Raw genomic sequence first — 19,475 nt, 5'->3', positions numbered from 1 at the left:
TTGTTGACCGCACCGGAATGTTTTTTATTTATACTTAATCCTTTTTCCTGTGGCTTTCTAACTGAGGAGAGTAGATCCAAATAAACTTCAGGGGTTCATCTCCAGTATTTACTATTTTATGGTATTCACCGGGAGGATTGTAGATACATACCCCGGGTTCTATGGGAATTTCTTTGTCTTTTGTGATAAACTTCCCCTTCCCCTGGAAAAAGTACATCACTTCCTCTTCGTTATCGTGTTTATGCTCCGGCACCATGCTCCCCACATAAGTTTCATTAATGCCTACCGCTAAATTCTTTGACCCTACAGTTTTTTCGGAAACCAGGATCCATGAAGTTCTGGCCGGTTCCCTGTACTCACCCTTCACATCTTTGATATTGATTGCTATTGTTTCCGCCATTATTTAAATTCTCCTTTCTTAGTAAATTCATTTTATTAAATTTTTATAAGATAATTTTTATTTTTTATTTTCTTTCCCGAGAAATTTTTTTAGAAGGTCTCCGGGTTCATTTCTATATTCCATATTTCTTCCAGTTCTTCCTGGGATATATCAAATACCGCATTGTTGGGAGGTAGGGGTTCTTCCCGCATAAATTCGGGCATCCTCTTTACCTTTTCGGAAACTCCCGCAAGTTCATTGAACTTTCTTTCCATCTCAAGAATTTCAACGCCGGTGCGCTTTATTTCTTCAAAGCTCATGTCAAAGCCGTATCTTCCTTTGTAAAGGTTACTTAATAGATCTCTATTCTTGATAAAGGCTGGCCTAATGAACAGGCAAACGCCCATTGAATCAATGAGTGCAGCTCGAATTTGAAGCTGTCTTGAGTTGTAAACCTGGTGTTCTTTTCCAAGGGGATTTACGGTTTTTAATGTTTCAAAAGCATTCCCCGCTGTATGGTCAGCCCCCATGGTGGAGGTGGCGTAAAGCACACCGTTTCCCTTTAAGCCTCTTGGATCATAGGCGGGCATAGCCTGGCCTTTCACTGCAGGGACTCTTCTTACTCCAAATGCTCGCCCGGTAAACTCTGCACCGTTTCCAATGATTCTTCCCAAATAAGTACCCTGCCCTATTTGTTTTACTATATCCTTGGCTCCTTCAGCATCTCCGAAGTTTATTACTCCCGCTTCCATTGCGACACCTATGGCTGCGCCGCATTCTATTGTATCTACACCCACCTGGTTGCAAAGGTGATTTAGTTCGGCCACATCATCCAAGTCTCCGATACCGCAGTTGGGCCCTAAAAGTACCACGCTTTCATACTGTAAGGATGCCACTATTTTTTTGCCTTCTTTGTCGGGAAATACATTGCTGCACATTATGGTACACCCGGGCACGCAGGCCGTTCCAGATTTCCCGCAGCCTCCTCTTTCTTTTATCACATCCGCCACTTTTGGCCCCGTAAAGTTAGCCGCAAACTCAAATTGTCCCGAACTGAAATTTCTTGTGGGTAATAGCCCGGCTTGATTTGCAAGTTCCAAGATGTCAAGGGTTCCGTATTTTCTTCGGTTCTGGCTTTTTGGATCTTCCTGAAGTATTTTTACTACCTCTTTCACGGTTGAACTCAGAAGCTCGGCATCGTAGTAATCGGGTTCCACCGTTTTGGAATCGTCAATTACAATCGCTTTTATTCCCTTTGATCCCATTACCGCACCCAGTCCACCGCGGGCAGCATACCTCACCTGTTCTCCCCTGTCATCGGTAAGGGCTATTCCCGCTGCGTATAACTTCATTTCTCCTGCAGGCCCTATACAGATAAAACCTTTTCTTTCGCCAAACTCCTTTCTTAGCTCCTCAAAGGTTTCATCTACCAATTTCCCCTTAAGGTGCGGTGCATCTATGAGTTTTACCTCATCCGCGCTTACATAAAGTATCCTGGTAGTATCTTTTTCCGGGATATCTTCCAGTATTAAAGCTTTTACGCCGATTCTCCCCAATCGCTTTCCGGCATTACCGCCCACATTGCATTCCTTGACTCCACCGGTAAGAGGGCTTTTGCCGCCGATGGAAAGCCTCCCCGCCGTGCTGAGATTTGTATCAGCAAAAAGTCCGAGGGAAATTATCAGTTTATTGTACCTACCCAGAGGTTCGCAGGTGGGAGGAACCTCGTTAAGTAAAGTTCTCGCAATAAATCCCCTTCCTCCCCACTTAAGATCCTCTTTTGTCGGCGCGGTTTGAATCACTTCTCCGGTTCTTGTGTTTACCCTTATTATCCTCTTCACCTTTTTACCTCCTCTTAATCTCAATCGGAAATTAATTTAATATTTGAATTTATTTTTTTCAAAAGCTCATCAAAGGTTATTGCCAGTTTGTCATCTATTTCAATTCCATCTTCTAAGCTTTTTTGTTCTTTCCTAAACTCGATTTCACCCGGTATAAGTATTTCTTCTACCTTTTGAGCTTTCTTCAGAGCCTTTACCGTAGTAAAATAGCCTTCTACCAGTTCTTTAAATTTCTCCAGCTCCATGAAGTGCGATACATCTATAATTATTGCAGAAGCTCCGACCCTCGTCGGTCCTTCGAGAACGTGGAAGGATTTTAATTGATTCCCAAAACCCGAGCCCGAAAGGATTCCAGATATTATGTCAACTGCCATAGCAAGAGAAGAGCCTTTAGGTCCTCCGATAGGCATGAGCGTCCCTTTTAGAGCTTCTTCGGGGTCCGTAGTAGGTCTACCTTCCGAATCTAAAGCCCAGTTATCGGGGATTTTGATGCCTTTCCTTGACGCTTCCCTTATTTTTCCCCTGGCTACTACACTGGTAGCCATATCGGAAGTAAAAATGGTATCCTTACCCGGTATTGATATCGCTATCGGATTCGTTCCCAAAAACTTCTCCGCCGCTCCCCAGGGTGCCATTGCAGGAGCTGCATTGCAGGACATTATGGCAATCACACCCTGTTTCGCAGCGTTTTGAGTGTAAACCCCCAGACATCCTACATTGTTGGTATTACATATAAGCGACATGCCAACGCCGTACTTTCTTGCTTTTTCTATGGCTATATCCACCGCCATCTTGCCGGCGACCATGCCTATGCCGTCCATTCCGTCTATTACCGCCGTTGCTTCTTTATCGGATATTACTCTCGGCAAGGTCGGGAGTTTTAGCTGTCCACCTTCTACCCGCATAAAAATAACTTTTAATAGGTATGTACCATGGGTAGAAACTCCTCTCATATCAGCATTCACAAGAATTTCGGATATAACTTCCGCATTTTCTTTTGTTTCACCGAGTCCTACAAGAATTTCTTTGGCCACATTCTTAAGTACTTCCACTGGAATTTTCATACTTGTAATCTCCCTTCTCCCTGTCTATAAACTCATCTTTAAAAATTACTCTTCCACCAGTCCTAATTTTTCAAAAACTTCCTTTAAATTGTTGTATTCTACGCTGGATATCCCCGTGCTCAAGACTTTCCTTTTTTTGTCTTCATCTTCTACCCTCTTTAACGCCTTTTTTAATACCTCTTCGCATTCTTCCCTCTTTACGACTACAATGCCATCGTCATCTCCAAGAATAAGGTCGCCGGGTTCTACCCTGACATTCCCAAAAATTATCGGATAATTTATAAGCCCTAAGGAGCTTTTAGATGTTCCCCTGATGCAAAATCCCCTGCAGAAAACCGGGAAACCCATTTCAATAATCTCCTGCGAATCCCTTATACAACCGTCAATGGCAAGACCCCCTATCTTTCTCGCCATCGCCGAAACGGTCATCAAATCGCCCCAGTAACCGTATTCGGGGGCTCCGTGGGTATCCGCTACAATTACATCTCCTTCGTTTGCGATCTCCAGCGCCTTGTGGAGCATCAAATTGTCTCCGGGCATGCACTGAACCGTCAATGCAGGCCCGCATAATTTCATTCCCCTGTTAATGGGTTTAATTAGATAGGATACCGCTCCCTTTTTCCCCGACGCTTCGTGGACGGTGGCTGAAGATAGTTTTCTGAAGGCTTCAATTATTTCCTTTTCGGGCCTTTTAAAATTTTTTATTACATGTACCACTTTAAAATTACCTCCTGTCTTAATTGTTAACCACCGAAGGGAAGTATATAAAAATGAACTTCGTCTTCATCCTTAATTAAATCATCCTTTTCCAGCAAAAGATGATTTCTCAAAAAAATTACGTGCTCTTTTAAATTTTCAGGTAAATTCATTTTTTCTATTATTTTTTCTAATTTTTCTTCTTTTTCAATTTGTATTTCCCCCGAGAAACCTTCTAATATCCCGTGACCAAAAAATTTTGCCATTCCCTTCCCCCGCAATATCAAATTTTTAATAATATATCACTGATATATCAGTTTTGATAAAAATTTACAAAATTCTTAACTTACCCTTCTGAATCCATCCTTTACCCTTTGTTTTGCATTTTCAATATGCATACTCAGGAGGTTTATCGCTTTTTCAAAGTCCTTATTTTCTATGCACTCTATTAAGCTTTCATGCTCCTCTACAGCTACTCCGCTGTGTCTTTCAGCAATATTATTGGAGCAAATAAAATACTGTTCCCTGATATTCCTGTAAAGGTTGCTCAAATATTGATTATTGTAAATTTCCAGAAACACTTCATGAAATTTTTGATCCGCCTTTACGTAACCGTGTATATCCTTTTTCTCTAAGCAATTTTTTTGTTCTGCTAAATATTTTTTAAGAAGTTCTATATGCTTTGGACCTATACTGTTAAAAATCTTTTTAAAAACGAATAATTCAATGCATTCCCTGACTTCGTATATCTGTAATATTTCGTTGATATCAATGCAATTGGTAAAAAAGCCCACCTTGGGTACCAGCTCTAAAAACCCCTCTTTGTGAAGCCTTAAAAAAGCTTCCCTTACGGGGGTATAACTCATATTTAATTCTTCGGCGACTTTCCTTATACTCAAATAACTACCTTTTTTAGTGTAAAGCAATCTCTCCTTGATAATATTATAGGCCTTTTCGCTCAATGTCTCAGCCATGTTCCCTGCTCCTTTTTCAATCTTTTAAAATGAATTTTATTATTTTATTAATATATAAATAATATACTTTTGATATATCACTTACTAATTTTAATTTTAAGTAATTTATATAATATGTCAATAAGTTTATTTTTTAACAAAGTTATAATTCCCCATACATTACTTTATATTAATTTTATTCTTTAAATTTTTTATAAATCCCTTCTTTTTATAGATTTTTTATTTTAGTTTAGAAAAATTTCTATAATTTTAACCGGTGTTTATTGCTTTAAAATGATAAAATTTTTATGCTTTAAAGTATTGACTTTTTATGATTTTTGTTTGTATAATATAAAATTAATATATACTTGTATTTTTGTATACCTATATACTTTGAGGGGGTCATAAATATGATTAATTGGCAAAAATCCAACGACGTTCTTGGAACTTTAAACCGTGGAAATCCATGTGAATCCGGCCTCTGCACCCTTTGCAGAGCTGACTGCCACGGAAAATGCGAAACCTGGATGTCCAGCCTGGTAGGAAGGAAGATGCTTTACCCCAGGGATTTCGGGAATGTCACTGCAGGCAGCGGAAATACCCTCCCCTTAGGTGTATCTTATAACTCCCTCCGAATAATGGGAGCAAATTTCGGTGCAGAAGGATTAAAAGAAAATATGACGAATTCTCCCGATGACTGCATTTTCCCCCGGGTTAATATCGAAACCGAATTCGGTCATTTTGAAAAAACCAAATCCAGGCTTCCCATTATGACGGGTGCCCTTGGCTCAACCTTTATCGCTGCAAAATACTGGGATTCCCTGGCTATCGGTGCAGCCTTAGCCGGTTTTCCCATCGTTATCGGCGAAAACGTGGTAGGAATCGATCGCGAAGCTGTTATCGAAAACGGTAAAATAAAAAAGGCTCCAGAACTGGATAGAAGAATACAAACATACCTTCGCTATTTTGATGGTTATGGAGCGATAATTGTTCAGATGAATGTGGAGGACACAAGAAACGGTGTTGCCGAATACGTCATTGAAAAATACGGCGATAAAGTAATTTTAGAGTTAAAATGGGGACAGGGAGCAAAATCCATAGGAGGAGAAATTCAGGTAAAAGACATAGAATACGCCAGGTTCCTGAAAAAAAGAGGCTATGTACTGGATCCGGACCCTGAAAAACCGGAAGTTATAGAGGCATACAACTCCGGTGCAATAAAGTCCTTTGCCAGGCACAGCCGTTTAGGATATACCAATCTTTCCAGCGTGGAAGAAGTCAGGGAAGAATTTTTAAAATCCGTCAATTACTTAAGAAACATAGGATTTAAAAAGATTACTTTGAAAACCGGATCCTACGGCATGGTAGGCCTTGCAATGGCTATAAAATTCGCAACCGAGGCAAAGCTCGATCTTTTAACAATTGACGGTTCGGGGGGCGGAACCGGAATGAGCCCCTGGAATATGATGGAAACCTGGGGTGTTCCCTCTATACTTTTACACTCCAAAGCTTATGAATACGCTTGCATTCTTGCTTCTAAAGGATACAAAGTGGTAGACATGGCTTTTGCTGGTGGATTTGCAAGGGAAGATCATATTTTTAAAGCTCTTGCCCTCGGTTCACCCTTTGTAAAGATAATTTGCATGGGAAGGGCACTAATGATACCGGCTTTTGTAGGGTCTAATATAGAAGGAGCTCTACATCCCGAAAAGAAGGAAAAGGTAAACGGAAATTGGGATTCTTTACCTCAATCCGTTGCGCAAATCGGATTAAAAGCCGAAGAAATCTTTGCCGGTTATCATGAAGTTAAAAATAAGGTCGGCGAAGAGGAAATGAAGAATATACCCTATGGCGCCATAGCAGTCTGGACACTGGCTGATAAACTCGGGGCAGGACTACAACAGCTTATGGCAGGGGCAAGAAAATTCTCATTACAAGCAATTAAAAGAAGCGATTTAGCTTCTGCAAACAGGGAGACAGAAAAAGAAACAAAAATCCCCTTTATAACCGAGTTAAATAATGAAGAGGCATTAAGGATATTAGAGATTTAAAAAGGCCGAGGTTCATCTCCCCCGGCCTTAATTTTTTAAATCATTTCAGTAAAATACTTATGAAAACTTTCATCTTCGGTAAGCTCGGGATGAAAAGCTGTAGCCAGCATATTATCCTGTCTTGCTGCAACTACCTTCCCATCCAGCTCCAAAATCACATCCACCCCCGCTCCAACCTTTTCCGCATAAGGCGCTCTGATAAATACAAGTTCCAGGGGTCTTTCCGAAATGCCGGGCACCGGTTTTCTGGCTACAAAGCTTTCTAACTGACCGCCATAAGCATTCCTTTTTACCTGGATATCCATAAGACCAAGGTGTACATAATCCTGGTTTATTATATGCTTTGCCAAAAGTATCATACCGGCACAGGTCCCCCAGATGGGCATACCGTTTTTTACAAGCTTTACGATTTCATCACCAAGCCCCGAATCCCTCAAAAATTTTCCTATTACTGTACTTTCACCGCCCGGCAATATAAGGGCATCCACCCCGAATAGCTCTTTTCTTTTTTTTACCGGAAAAGCCTGAACTCCAATCTTTTTAAGCATTTTTATGTGCTCCCTTACCGCACCCTGAAAAGCCACCACTCCGATTTTCATATAATCACCATCCCCGCTCCGCATAACGGGAATCCAGTCTATCTATTTCAAGACCCTGCATTGCCTCGCCGAGGTCTTCGGAAACCTCAGCAAGGATTTCGGGGTCATCGTAATAGGTTACCGCCTTAACGATAGCCCTTGCCCTTTTTGCAGGGTTTTCCGATTTGAAAATACCGGAACCTACAAAAACTCCGTCACACCCGAGCTTCATCAATAAAGCAGCATCGGCAGGTGTTGCGACCCCTCCTGCAGCAAAATTTACTACAGGAAGTTTTCCGTGTTCAGCAACGTACAGCACGAGTTCATAGGGCGCCCCCATTTCCTTGGCAGCGGTTATCAGTTCTTCCTCCGGCATGTTTTGAATTCTCCGGATTTCTCCCATAATTGTCCTTATATGTCTTACCGCTTCCACCACATTTCCGGTGCCCGCTTCCCCCTTGGTTCTAATCATGGCAGCTCCCTCGGCTATACGCCTCAAGGCTTCCCCTAAGTTTTTAGCACCGCATACAAAAGGTACCTTAAACCTTTTTTTATCTATATGGAAATGCTCGTCGGCTGGTGTCAGCACCTCGCTTTCATCGATAAAATCCACACCGATGGCCTCTAAAATCTCGGCTTCTACAAAGTGACCGATCCTGCATTTTGCCATAACCGGTATGCTGACAGCCTGTTTTATTGCCTTTATTATTTTGGGGTCTGACATTCGAGCAACTCCGCCGTATTTCCTTATATCCGCAGGCACCCTTTCTAAGGCCATAACCGCCACCGCTCCGGCATCTTCCGCTATTTTCGCCTGCTCCGGAGTAGTCACATCCATTATTACTCCACCCTTTAACATCTCGGCTAAATTTTTATTGAGGGAATATCTTTCAGGGTCAGCATGGCAGTTTTTAAAGTTTTCCATAAGTAAATCTCCTCCTTTTAGATTGTAATTAATGTAATAGTATGGTAAAATAAAATTGTATCGTTACATTGCTTATTGTTATTATAAATAGCGGATTGTTGTATTTATTTTATCATAACAATATGGTTTTTATCAATACAATTTTATTAAAATTAATTTTTGCAGGAGGTATTATTTGAAAATGGATAAATTTGTTTCGATACATTTAGATCGCAGTTCCACAGAACCCCTCTACGTTCAGATTTATGAAGAAATTGTCCGTTTAATAAAGAAGGGAATTTTACTTCCGGGAGAAAAACTGCCCCCCATAAGAAAACTTGCGGCGGACCTGAAGGTTAATACCGTTACCATTGTGAACGCTTATAAACTCCTGGAAAAAGAAGGTTACGCTGTATCCAGGGTGGGAAGCGGTACATTTATTCAGTCTCCTTTAAAAGAATCCGCGGATTTTTCCGTGAAAAAAGATTCCGAATTGGAAATCGATAAAATAAGGTTTGACTTTGCCACCGCTTCTGTTCCTCCGGAATATTTTCCTGTAGAAATTTTCAAAAGCTCCATAATAAGAGTTTTAGATAGGGACGGGGGTTACGCCTTTGCGTACAATGAAAGCCCGGGATTTCTTCCCTTAAGACAATCCTTAGAAGATTTTCTTTACGAGGAGTACAAAATTAAAGCCTCAAAGGAAAATATTCATGTAGTATCCGGGGCTCAGCAAGGAATAGACATTATTTCCAAGGCCTTGCTGGATTACGGTGATACCGTTTTTGTGGAATCACCCACTTACCCGGGTGCCGTCGATGCTTTCAAATCAAGAGGTGCAAAAATCGCAGAGATTACATTAAGGGACGATGGAATAGATATGGAAGAGTTTTTAAGCAAGATGCGCGCAAAACCCCCAAAGCTTTTTTATACAATGCCCAATTTCCAAAACCCCACCGGTATATCTTACTCCGAACAAAAAAAGAAAGAGCTAATAGCTCTTTCAAAAAAATTTGGTTTTTATATTCTTGAGGATGATCACATGAACGACCTTTATTATTCAGAAAAACCTCTACCTTTAAAAGCTTACGATGACGAAAACCGGGTGTTTTACATTAAGAGCTTTTCCAAAATCCTGATGCCCGGATTGAGGTTGGGTTTTTTACTGGTACCTCCCGATTTTTCAGAAAAAATTGCCGAAGTAAAATACTTTTCCGACATTGCTTCTTCGGGTTTAAACCAGCGGGTCCTGGATTTAATGATAAGGGAAAAAAGCTTTTACGATCATCTTGCAAAGATTCGAAGAATATATTTCGAAAAATGGGAAATAATGTCAGATTCATTAAAAAAACATCTTCCTTCCCCGGTAACCTTTAGCGTTCCCAACGGGGGATTGTTCTACTGGCTCTGCCTGCCTCAGGGGTATTATTCCATGAACCTTTATGCCGGGGTTATGAAAAAAGGAATATTTATAATGCCCGGTGATTACTTTTACCCGGACCAAAAGCCATCGCCGTGTTTTCGCTTGAGTATTGCCCAGGTACCAAAGGAAAAAATAAGCGAGGGGATCGAGCATCTTTCTCACGCCATAAGAGAATTTTTAAAGGAATTCAGCTTTATTCCCATTAAAAAAAGCAATTACAGTCCGCTCCTTTAAGAGATTATATTAATTTTCGGGTAATCCATAATACCACTTCCGAAGCCGGTATAAATATAACCTGGCTCAGAAGGGTCCCGATGATTTTCCCGCTCACGAGAAAAAATACCATCGACGTTACTTCCTGTTTGGTCCTGATACCCTGTAAAGCCTGGTCGGTAATCAATGCTGCCTGCGGGTCAACAATAATTGCCAGCAATATTGTGGCTGTACCGTTTATAACCCCCGAAAGCTGACTTGCGGTAATCCTGTATTCCGGTAATAGGGCACCGGCGTAAATGGCCGCCAGCACACCAATGGTTGAAATCGAAGTGATGAAGAGATTAAATATCAAGAAAAAAGGGGATATCCCGGTTTTGCTGATTTTTCTTATTTTATATAGATCCGGTGCTTTCAAAGAATTTTTTATCTGCTTCACGGGTTTATTAAAAATTATTTTTACAAGGAGTTTAGGGATGGACCCTGTTTTTTCAAGGGCAAAAATTCCTTTTGAAAAAATTTCTATAAAACTCGGAATCAAAGCTGCTCCTATAAGGCTTCCCAGTGTTGCAGAAAAAATTATTATTCTAAAGCTGTGAAGGAGTTCTTTTATTTCGCCTTTAGAAATCGCCTTATCCACTATACTGCCCAGTAGCGGAGCCTGAATCATGTTGGCAGTCCTTGAAATAAGTACTATAATGTTAAATAACGAAAGCGCCAAAGCCAGCCTCCTGGTTCTTACACCCGCAAGTCTCACAGAATAGGATAAAGTATCGATCATATGTATGGTGGCGGTAAACAAAGCTACATAAATAACCCTTTCCATAACAACCCTCTTTTACTAAATAAAGTAAATGATTAAAACTAAAATAAACAATTATTTATATTATAGCATTTATTAATTATATTTTATTAGTTATTTTTGGTTTTAACTCCTGTTAATTTTATTACAAGCTGATTACCTGAGAAAACATGAAGTTTAGCACCCGTCTTTTCCTTTGCTTTCCTGAATTATTTTATACCTCATTGATAAAAATATTAATGTTAAAAAAAATTTACGGGAGGTTATCTACATGCCTCATATCCATTGCAGTGTATCCAACTGTCATTACTGGGGTAGCGGAAACATGTGTCACGCGTCAGAGATAATGGTTACCTCTGACAGAATTGGAGCAACCATGCCAAATAGCTATGATGCACCTCAGGCATCCACCGCTCAACCCACACCGGTCAACTCCGCTATGGAGACCTGCTGCAAGACCTTCGTTCCGAAAAATTCGGCAGATGTAAAAAATGACGGTGTACAAAGAAGGTAAAAAAATTTGGCGCACTTTCAATGTGCGCCAAATTTTTTAGTATTTTGGCGGTATTGTAGAAACCCCTCCCATGTAGGGCCTTAAAACTTCCGGAATTACCACCGAACCGTCGGCCTGCTGGAAGTTTTCCAGTATCGCAGCAGTGGTTCTCCCTACGGCAAGGCCTGACCCGTTCAGCGTATGAACGTACTGGGGCTTTGCTCCTTTTTCCGGCCTATATCTTATTTCTGCCCTCCTTGCCTGGTAGTCTTTAAAATTGCTGCAGGACGAAATTTCTACGTACCTGTTGTAGCTTGGCATCCACACCTCTATGTCGTAAGTCTTTGCGGAAGAAAAACCTAAGTCACCCGTACATAAGGCCACCACCCGGTAGGGAAGCCCTAAAAGCTGCAAAACCTCCTCCGCATCATGGGTAAGTTTTTCCAGTTCTTCCATGGATTTTTCCGGTTCGCAAAATTTTACCAGTTCTACCTTGTTAAACTGATGCTGCCTTATTATACCCCTTGTATCCCTTCCGGCAGAGCCAGCTTCAGCCCTGAAGCATCCGCTGTAAGCTACGTAATATATAGGAAGCTGCTCCCTTTCCAGAATTTCATTTCTGTGAAGATTGGTTACAGGAACCTCTGCAGTGGGTATAAGGAAATAATCTGTGTTGTTGTAAAGTTTAAAGGCCTCTTCCTCAAATTTTGGAAGCTGTCCGGTTCCCGTCATGCTGTCCCTGTTTACAATAAAAGGAGGAAATATCTCCTTATATCCGTGTTTATCAATGTGCAGGTCCAGCATGAAGTTTATTAAAGCCCTTTCCAATCTTGCCCCAAGCCCTTTATAAACCACAAACCTGGAGCCGGTAATCTTTGCCGCCCTCTCGAAATCAAGGATGTCCAAATATTCGCCAATCTCCCAGTGAGCCTTTAAAGAAAAGTCAAACTCCTTAGGGCTTCCCCATCTTCTAACTTCCACGTTATCGGCATCGCTTTTGCCGACGGGTACCGATTCATCGGGAATATTTGGGATCATCAAAAGCATTCTATGTATTTCTTCGTCTATTTGCTTCAGCTTCTCGTCCATTTCCTTAATTTTGTCCGAAACCTCTTTCATTTGACGGATTAAATCCTCTGCCGGTTCTCCCGCCTTTTTCTTTCGAGCAATCTCTTCCGATTCCCTATTTCGCAAACTCTTTAATTGTTCTACCTCCACCAGCAAATTTCTTCTTTCCTCGTCGATTTTCAAAAGCTGTTCTAAGTTTGTGGTCGCTCCTCTTTTTTCCATAGCTTCTTTTACAATCCCGGGATTTGAACGGACTAACTTAATATCGAGCATTTTTTTACCTCCTCAAAAAATAATTTTCCCTGTAAAAGCAAAATCCTCTCTCCCTCAAGGGGCGAGAGGATATTTCCCGCGGTGCCACCCTATTTTCTAACTTTAAGCTGTAACGGTACTACCGTCGCCTGAAGCGATGCTCGGGAGCGGAAGTTGCACGCCTTTACCGGTTCGCACCTGAACACCGGCTCTCTGAAAAAAGGCCCGGTGCAAATTTTCTCCCTCATTGCATTAAAATATTAATTTATTTATTTTTATTATATGTAAAATTTATGCAAAAATCAATTCATAATTGCCTATCCCCTGCAGGAATTGTTGGTTAAATCCCGGTTAATATAGTATAATATCAGTAAAAGATTTTATGGAGGTAGCGTATATGAGCGATAAAATAAAGAAAATTGCCATGATGGGACTTTTTTTAGCATTGACGGTTGTAGCCACCTCAATTTTAAAAATCCCGGTGCCTACCTTTAACCTTTATTTTCATCTGGGCGAAACTATAATATACCTGTCGGCATTAATTTTCGGCGGTGTACCCGCGGCCATTATTGGAGGCGTGGGCTCGTCCTTAGCTGATTTGCTGGCCGGATATCCCATGTGGGCTCCCATTACCCTGTTTATAAAAGGAATAGAAGGTTTTATCGCGGGAAGCTTTACCGCCAAGGGCAGGGCTATACACGGCTTAATTTTTGCAGGTCTTTTTATGATTGCTTCCTATGCCACGGCAGCCGGAATAATATACGGTATAGGTGCCATTCCTATTGAAATTGCCGGGGACACCCTGCAGGTCTCAGTGGGCGCCCTTATTGCGGTGTTTTTATATAAAAGGCTGAAAAACCTCTCCTTTAATGATGAGGAAAAATTTTAGAAAGGGTAATGTCTTATGATAAAAATAGGTAAAATCCCTCCCGAAGTCCTTTCAACTGCCGTTTACCCTTTTTTAGGGAAAAAAAGGAAGGAAGTCCTTTTGCATTCTTCCTTTGGCGAAGATTGCTCGGTAATCGATTTTGGAGAAAAAGTAGCGGTTTTATCCTCCGACCCCATAACGGGTGCGGATAAACTCGGGGCATATCTTTCGGTATTTGTAGCATGTAACGATTTGGCAGCATGCGGAGCCGATCCCATAGGCATACTTGTTACCCTTCTTTTCCCTGAAAATACCGATGAAGCCACCGTGAGGGATGTGATGGAAAACATCCATAAGGCCTGTCTGAAAATAGGAATCGAGGTGTTAGGCGGACATAGCGAGGTTACTGCCTCTGTTAATAAAACGGTAATTTCCACAACCGCCATCGGATTTACTTTTAAGGATAATTTCATTACTTCCTCGGGAGCCAAACCCGGAGATGATGTAATAATCACAAAATACGCCGGTCTGGAAGGTACCGCCATACTGGCTACCGATTTTGAAAACATTCTTTTGCCGATATGGGATAGCAAGAAAATTAAAGAGGCTCAAAACTTGATAGAATACATCAGCGTTATAGATGAAGGAAAAATCGCATCATCCTTGGGGATATCTGCCATGCACGATATAACGGAAGGTGGGGTTCTGGGTGCCGCATACGAGGTAGCAAAGGCCTCCGGTACCGGTATTGAAATATACGAAGATAGGGTCCCCCTCTTAGATGTAACAAAGGAAATTTCCAGTATATTTAATATTAATCCCCTCGGTCTGATATCCAGCGGTTCGATGCTGATTTGCGCCAAAAACGGTCAAAGGGTAGTGGAGGCTTTAAAGAAGGAAGGGATAAATGCCGGTATAATAGGAAAAATTACCGATAACCAAAAATACCGGCTGGTTAAAAACGATTCGATAACTGAGTTTTCTCCCTTAGAAAGGGATGAACTTTTTGTGGCCTTTGAAAACGCAAAAAAACTGCTAAAAAAATAGTGCTCCCTCAAAGAGCACTATTTTTCATTATTATAATACTTCCTGCTATTTCTTCATCGGCAGCAATCCTGGTATTCCCGATTTTAAACACATATGTGGGAAATTTTTGTAGAAGCTGCACTTTAAGTCCCGGGAGGACCCCCAGAGCCATAAGTTTTTTCAATATTTTATTATCTTTCGCATCTATTTTAACTATTGTAGCTTCCTCACCAATTTTTAAATATGAAAGTTTTGCCTCTCTATTTTCCATTCTCATCCTTCCTTCCAAACCCAAGCCTTTTTAACAGTCCCGAGCTTTTTACATTCTCGTATCCGCACCTCGGGCATTTCACTTTGCCGCATCTACCGCTCATGGGGCAACCCCGGCATGCTTTTAACCCTTCCTCTTCCTGGTCAAATTCGTAACCGCAAAATCCGCACTTCATTAAAAATTCACTCCCAGCAATCTAAAAATCAGGTTCAGGGTAAAGCCTGATAAAAACGCAAAGGGAATAATGAATCCTACTATTGCCATGGCCGTCTTGAAGCCCCGTTCTTTTATCATTATGGAAAACTGCGCTATACAGGGAACAAATAACGTCAGGGTAACGGAAGCTACCACCAACTGGGGCCCGTTTAAAATGCCCGATTTTTGAAGGTCATATAGCCCCGCCGCTCCGTAATCCCTTCTAAAAAAGCCAAATAAGAAGGCTTCGGCCGTCTGGGGAGGTAACCCCAGGAGGTTCATGACCGGGGATAACAGCTTTATTAAACTGTCAAATAATCCGGTAATTTTGCCAAACCAGATTAATACACTCGCTAAAATGAAAAGCGGAACTATTTCCAAAAAGTACCACTGCATTCTTGACACGGTTTTTTCAATTATATTTGAAAGCTTCGGCATCCTGAGGGGGGGCAGTTCCATATAAAAGTGCGGCTTTTCCCCCGGAAGCACTTGAGCGGATAAATAACCCACGAGAAGGAAAATCAACGACACAAAGCCCATCCAGATAATAAGCCCCAGAGGTTTTTGCGAAAGAAGCGAAAGTATTACGCCCAGCTGAGCAGAACAGGGAATTGCCAGAGCAAGGAGCAATGTGGCAATGACCCTTTCCCTTTTAGTCTCCAGGGTACGGCTCACTAAGGTTGCCATTGTATCGCATCCAAAACCCAGGGTCATCGGTATAACGGCTCTGCCGCTCAAACCGATGGATTTAAACACCCTGTCAATTAACATGGCAAGCCTGGGTAAGTAGCCGGTATCTTCAATAATTGAAAAAACAAAGAAGAAAGTCCCTACTATAGGCAAAATTATTGCTACCGCATACCTGATCCCCAGGGTGATGATGCCGTAATCAAAGGCAAGAAGTTCTTGAATGCTTTTTACCGGAACGTATGTTGCCACCAGGTTGTTTATTAAAGGATTTATATAGGTTTCGAAAATATTACCCTCAATGAAGTCCACCAGGGTACCCGCTCCAAACTGCCCGACAAATTTGTAAAGTCCAAAATAAAGAATCAGTATGAGGATGGGAACTCCGGTCAGAGGCTGCATAGTGATTCTATCCAGAAGGTCAAAAAAGGAAAAATTCTTTTTCCTGGACGTATTTATGCTCACATCCTGGACTATCTCATTGGCCTTTTCCTGCCTTTTTAAAGTTATGACATACTGCAGGGGGTCTTTGTATAAATCCTTTGTTTTCGCAATGATCTCTTCTATTTTATCGTAGGTTTTTTCTCTATTTTTCACATACCCGGTAATTTCTTCGTCACCCTGAAGCAAAAGAAGTGCAATAGCCCTTTTTGAAAAATTATAATTACTTTTCAAATTTTCTTCTATCGCCTTTAATGCCTTTTCTATCCTTTCATCGTAAACAACTATATTATCTTTTCTAAGCAGCGCTTTTTCTGACATATTCATACACCCTTCTTTTCAAAATATCTATTCCTCTGTTTAAAGCAGCCGCAGTGCCTACGACGGGTATATTTAAAATCTCCGATAGTTTATCAATATCTATTTTTATTCCCAATTTTTCTGCCTCATCCATCATATTAACCACAAGCATTACGGGGAGCCCGGTTTCAATCAGCTGAAGGGTTAGGGGCAACATCCGCTGGAGGTTTTTTGCATCCACTACGTGAACCACTAAATCCGCTTTTTCGTGGAGTAAAAGTGTTCTGGTTACCCTTTCTTCTTCCGTTATGGGTATCATGGAATACATTCCCGGCGTGTCTATAACTTCAAAACTTACATTGTTTATCCTGCAGGCTCCTTTGAAAATTTCTACCGTTGTACCCGGGTAGTTGGAGACGGTGGCATAGGTACCCGTTAAGCAATTAAATATTACACTTTTCCCTACATTGGGATTACCCACGAGAACCAGTTTTTTATGCAACTTAAAGCTATTATCTATGTTTTTGGTATTTTTATTGCCTTTAATAAAACCAAAAATGTTTTTTTTGCTTTCCCCTGAATGGCAGCAGCTCATTTTCTAAACCCCCTTCAATTGATAATAGTTATCACTTACCTGGTAAAAAAAATTAATAAATCATATCCTGATTTTCTTTCCCGTATATATAAATATATTTCTCAATTAAAACCATTATTATATTAATTTAGCCTTTAATTTTACTATTTTATATTTATCAAGTTTGTAATTAATATTGATAATCATTATCATTTATCTTCTAAAAAAATAGTATCGCATTTATTCCCTTTTGTCAACTGAAATTTTAATAACACTCGATTAAAACTTTTTTTATAAAATCCAAACAGTAAATTAGATCGTTTTTTTCCTTTTCCGATAATCTTTTTACCCCTTCCAGGATATAGTCTATAAATACCTTTTTAAAATTCTCCAACTCTTCATTACCTTTTTCGGTAAGGCCTACCATTACCACCCTTCTATCCTCGGGCATATAAAACCTTTCCACCAGCTTTTTTTCTATAAGCCTGTCCACCATTACCGTAAGGCTTCCGGTAGTTATATTCATATGCTCGCTGAGTTCTTTCATTTTTACAGGCCCGTGTTCCTTCAATATAAAAAGTAGGGGATATTGATTTGGGGTAACTTCCAAATTTTTTGCGGAAAAATATTTTTTTAAAAATTTTTTCGTCCATTTTTTCATAACATAATTAAATTCTTCCATCTTTTGCGCTACTTCAAAATCGCTGAACATAATCTACTCCTCCACCAATCTCTCTTTAATTTCATTAACTTCCTCTTCAATAACCCTTTTTTTCCATTTGCCGGATAGATAATAGGCATAGCTTAAAAGGGTACTTAGAATCGCACTGGCCGATATAGCCACCCAAATGCCGTTACTTTTTAGAGCGGTATGAAAGGATAAATAGTAAGCCAATGGAATTCGGATTAACCAAAGCGAAATTATCGAAATTACCATGGGAATAAAAGTGGCACCAGCTCCTCTTATTATACCGTTGGTTACCCACATAAAACCGAAGGGAATGTAAGAAACCCCCAGGATTTTTAATATTCCAGCACCTGCCATCAGTACATTTATATCATTTGTAAACATAGAAAGCAATAGCTTTGGTATTGTAAAAATCATCAGAGTAATGGTTCCGGATATTAATAGAGAAAGAAGACTTGCCCATTTTAAAAGTTCCTCAACCCTTTCGTATTTTCCCGCACCTATGTTCTGAGCGCTAATGGAAGACGTGGCAAGACCAACTGACATGGAAGGTAAAAAGGCAAAAGAATCTATTTTACTGGCAGCACCCCATGCTGCAACTACCAGAGAGCCAAAGGTATTTATTATTGCCATCATAGCAGTCATTCCAATGGATACAACGGTCTGTTGAATCCCCGAAGGAAGTCCTATTTTCAGTATTTTTATAGTTATATCTTTATCGTAGCGAAACTCTCTAATATTAATGGAAAAAAGATGATTGTTTTTATTAAGGTAATTGGCCGCAAGAAAAAAGGATATGGCTTGAGAAATAACCGTCGCCAGTGCCGCCCCATTCACTCCCATTTTTGGTATGGGACCAATCCCGAAAATAAATACAGGGTCAAGAATTATATTAATTACAGTGGTATAAAAAAGGAATACAAGAGGTGTTCTTGAATCCCCCAGTCCTCTAAGTATTGCACTTACCGCGTTGTAAGCAAAGGTGAAAATTAATCCCGCTAAAATAATATTAAGATAACCCGATGCTATTTCCATGAGCTCCACAGGCGTATTCATCAATTTTAAAATGTGTTTATTCAGCCATATACCTGCAGCGGAAATTACCAGCGCCGATATTGTCAGTAAAAACATAGAAGTATTGACGGTTTTCCTTATCATATAGTAATTTTGTGCACCCTTGTACTGCCCCACCAAAACCGTTGTCGCCATGGTGATACCCATTACAAGCGAAATAAGTAAAAAAATTATCGGGAAACTCACGGAAACCGCAGCAAGGGCGCTCGGTCCAAGGAATTTACCTACCCATATGGAGTCTACCGTATTGTACAATGTTTGAAGTATATTCCCGAGAAAAAGCGGAATTGAAAATTTCACCAGGTGTTTCATTATACTTCCCTGAGTAAAGTCCATAGAAAATCTGTCATCGCTTTTCAATATTCCTTCACCCCTTTTTTATGTCTTTTATCAGGACAAGTCATTTTACATTAGGCTTTAAAAGGCAATATCTGATATCATTAATTTGGGTCATTGTAACTATCTTCCAATTTCCCTTGAAGTTTTTGTCCTTAACTACAAGGGTAATATTTTTTTAGGGTGCCAGCAACGTTAAGGTTTATTTTACCCTCTATTATTTTTATTGTCAAAGTTTTGATGAAAAATAAAAGATTTCGGCAGCGACCTACTCTCCCGGGATAACCCAGTACCATCG

21 protein-coding genes are annotated in these 19,475 nt (G+C 40.5%); 5 read left to right on the top strand and 16 right to left on the bottom strand.

Features of this window, described 5'->3' with window-relative positions; translation table 11 throughout:
- Positions 1-34: 34 nt before the first annotated feature.
- The 6 genes from ACPLOV_RS00105 to ACPLOV_RS00080 form a co-directional block, all read right to left on the bottom strand.
- Positions 35-400 carry a cupin domain-containing protein gene (locus ACPLOV_RS00105; protein ID WP_424908571.1) on the bottom strand — a complete coding sequence of 122 codons (366 nt, stop codon included), beginning with the start codon at positions 398-400 and terminating at the stop codon, positions 35-37.
- Between the two features lie 89 nt (positions 401-489).
- The gene (locus ACPLOV_RS00100; protein ID WP_424910242.1) at positions 490-2,220 is read right to left on the bottom strand and encodes an aldehyde ferredoxin oxidoreductase C-terminal domain-containing protein; all 1,731 of its coding nucleotides are present in this window, start codon (positions 2,218-2,220) and stop codon (positions 490-492) included.
- Positions 2,221-2,240: 20 nt separating this feature from the next.
- Positions 2,241-3,284 carry an Ldh family oxidoreductase gene (locus tag ACPLOV_RS00095; RefSeq protein WP_424910241.1) on the bottom strand — a complete coding sequence of 348 codons (1,044 nt, stop codon included), beginning with the start codon at positions 3,282-3,284 and terminating at the stop codon, positions 2,241-2,243.
- Between the two features lie 45 nt (positions 3,285-3,329).
- Positions 3,330-4,001, bottom strand: coding sequence for a 4-carboxy-4-hydroxy-2-oxoadipate aldolase/oxaloacetate decarboxylase (locus ACPLOV_RS00090; RefSeq protein ID WP_424908574.1), 672 nt, complete (start codon positions 3,999-4,001; stop codon positions 3,330-3,332).
- Positions 4,002-4,027: 26 nt separating this feature from the next.
- On the bottom strand, positions 4,028-4,246 hold the full coding sequence (locus ACPLOV_RS00085; protein ID WP_424908575.1) for a hypothetical protein: 219 nt from the start codon (positions 4,244-4,246) through the stop codon (positions 4,028-4,030).
- A 75-nt stretch (positions 4,247-4,321) separates the two neighbouring features.
- Positions 4,322-4,954: a GntR family transcriptional regulator gene (locus ACPLOV_RS00080; protein WP_424908576.1), complete on the bottom strand. Its 633-nt coding sequence runs from the start codon at positions 4,952-4,954 to the stop codon at positions 4,322-4,324.
- 389 nt (positions 4,955-5,343) lie between these two features.
- Here ACPLOV_RS00080 and ACPLOV_RS00075 point away from each other — a divergent pair, with 389 nt between their 5' ends.
- Positions 5,344-6,984, top strand: a complete 1,641-nt coding sequence (locus tag ACPLOV_RS00075; protein ID WP_424908577.1) for a glutamate synthase-related protein — start codon at positions 5,344-5,346, stop codon at positions 6,982-6,984.
- Between the two features lie 35 nt (positions 6,985-7,019).
- Here the strand turns inward: ACPLOV_RS00075 and pdxT are convergent, their stop codons facing one another.
- Entirely contained in the window at positions 7,020-7,583 is a 564-nt protein-coding gene (gene pdxT / locus ACPLOV_RS00070; protein WP_424908578.1) for a pyridoxal 5'-phosphate synthase glutaminase subunit PdxT, read from the bottom strand.
- A 4-nt stretch (positions 7,584-7,587) separates the two neighbouring features.
- On the bottom strand, positions 7,588-8,487 hold the full coding sequence (gene pdxS, locus ACPLOV_RS00065) for a pyridoxal 5'-phosphate synthase lyase subunit PdxS (protein WP_424908579.1): 900 nt from the start codon (positions 8,485-8,487) through the stop codon (positions 7,588-7,590).
- Positions 8,488-8,668: 181 nt separating this feature from the next.
- Here pdxS and ACPLOV_RS00060 point away from each other — a divergent pair, with 181 nt between their 5' ends.
- Positions 8,669-10,123, top strand: coding sequence for a PLP-dependent aminotransferase family protein (locus tag ACPLOV_RS00060; RefSeq protein ID WP_424910240.1), 1,455 nt, complete (start codon positions 8,669-8,671; stop codon positions 10,121-10,123).
- Between the two features lie 4 nt (positions 10,124-10,127).
- On the opposite strand, the gene ACPLOV_RS00055 is transcribed toward ACPLOV_RS00060, so the two are convergent.
- Positions 10,128-10,928: a lipid II flippase Amj family protein gene (locus tag ACPLOV_RS00055; RefSeq protein ID WP_424908581.1), complete on the bottom strand. Its 801-nt coding sequence runs from the start codon at positions 10,926-10,928 to the stop codon at positions 10,128-10,130.
- 247 nt (positions 10,929-11,175) lie between these two features.
- On the opposite strand from ACPLOV_RS00055, the gene ACPLOV_RS00050 reads away from it, so the two are divergent.
- Positions 11,176-11,418 carry a DUF1540 domain-containing protein gene (locus ACPLOV_RS00050; protein ID WP_424908582.1) on the top strand — a complete coding sequence of 81 codons (243 nt, stop codon included), beginning with the start codon at positions 11,176-11,178 and terminating at the stop codon, positions 11,416-11,418.
- A gap of 36 nt (positions 11,419-11,454) precedes the next feature.
- Here the strand turns inward: ACPLOV_RS00050 and serS are convergent, their stop codons facing one another.
- The gene (gene serS / locus ACPLOV_RS00045; protein ID WP_424908583.1) at positions 11,455-12,738 is read right to left on the bottom strand and encodes a serine--tRNA ligase; all 1,284 of its coding nucleotides are present in this window, start codon (positions 12,736-12,738) and stop codon (positions 11,455-11,457) included.
- A 376-nt stretch (positions 12,739-13,114) separates the two neighbouring features.
- Here serS and ACPLOV_RS00040 point away from each other — a divergent pair, with 376 nt between their 5' ends.
- Together ACPLOV_RS00040 and ACPLOV_RS00035 are read left to right on the top strand one after the other, a co-directional pair.
- Complete coding sequence (locus ACPLOV_RS00040; protein ID WP_424908584.1) at positions 13,115-13,606, top strand: ECF transporter S component; 492 nt, start codon at positions 13,115-13,117, stop codon at positions 13,604-13,606.
- Between the two features lie 18 nt (positions 13,607-13,624).
- The gene (locus ACPLOV_RS00035) at positions 13,625-14,632 is read left to right on the top strand and encodes an AIR synthase family protein (protein WP_424908591.1); all 1,008 of its coding nucleotides are present in this window, start codon (positions 13,625-13,627) and stop codon (positions 14,630-14,632) included.
- Positions 14,633-14,639: 7 nt separating this feature from the next.
- On the opposite strand, the gene ACPLOV_RS00030 is transcribed toward ACPLOV_RS00035, so the two are convergent.
- The 6 genes from ACPLOV_RS00030 to ACPLOV_RS00005 form a co-directional block, all read right to left on the bottom strand.
- Entirely contained in the window at positions 14,640-14,882 is a 243-nt protein-coding gene (locus ACPLOV_RS00030) for a FeoA family protein (RefSeq protein WP_424908585.1), read from the bottom strand.
- Positions 14,872-15,057: a hypothetical protein gene (locus ACPLOV_RS00025; protein ID WP_424908586.1), complete on the bottom strand. Its 186-nt coding sequence runs from the start codon at positions 15,055-15,057 to the stop codon at positions 14,872-14,874. The genes ACPLOV_RS00030 and ACPLOV_RS00025 overlap by 11 nt, the downstream gene beginning before the upstream one ends.
- Positions 15,057-16,526 carry a nucleoside recognition domain-containing protein gene (locus ACPLOV_RS00020; protein WP_424908587.1) on the bottom strand — a complete coding sequence of 490 codons (1,470 nt, stop codon included), beginning with the start codon at positions 16,524-16,526 and terminating at the stop codon, positions 15,057-15,059. Before ACPLOV_RS00020 ends, ACPLOV_RS00025 begins: the two co-directional genes overlap by 1 nt.
- Positions 16,504-17,100, bottom strand: coding sequence for a FeoB small GTPase domain-containing protein (locus ACPLOV_RS00015; RefSeq protein ID WP_424908588.1), 597 nt, complete (start codon positions 17,098-17,100; stop codon positions 16,504-16,506). Before ACPLOV_RS00015 ends, ACPLOV_RS00020 begins: the two co-directional genes overlap by 23 nt.
- Positions 17,101-17,344: 244 nt before the next feature.
- Entirely contained in the window at positions 17,345-17,791 is a 447-nt protein-coding gene (locus tag ACPLOV_RS00010; protein WP_424908589.1) for a MarR family winged helix-turn-helix transcriptional regulator, read from the bottom strand.
- 3 nt (positions 17,792-17,794) lie between these two features.
- Entirely contained in the window at positions 17,795-19,201 is a 1,407-nt protein-coding gene (locus ACPLOV_RS00005) for an MATE family efflux transporter (protein ID WP_424908590.1), read from the bottom strand.
- Positions 19,202-19,475: the final 274 nt, after the last annotated feature.

It is taken from the genome of Thermovenabulum sp., from assembly GCF_049723235.1.
Lineage (GTDB): Bacteria > Bacillota > Thermosediminibacteria > Thermosediminibacterales > Thermosediminibacteraceae > Thermovenabulum.
The sequence above is the reverse complement of the archived record's forward strand: the minus strand, read 5'-3'. Positions and strand labels throughout refer to the sequence as shown.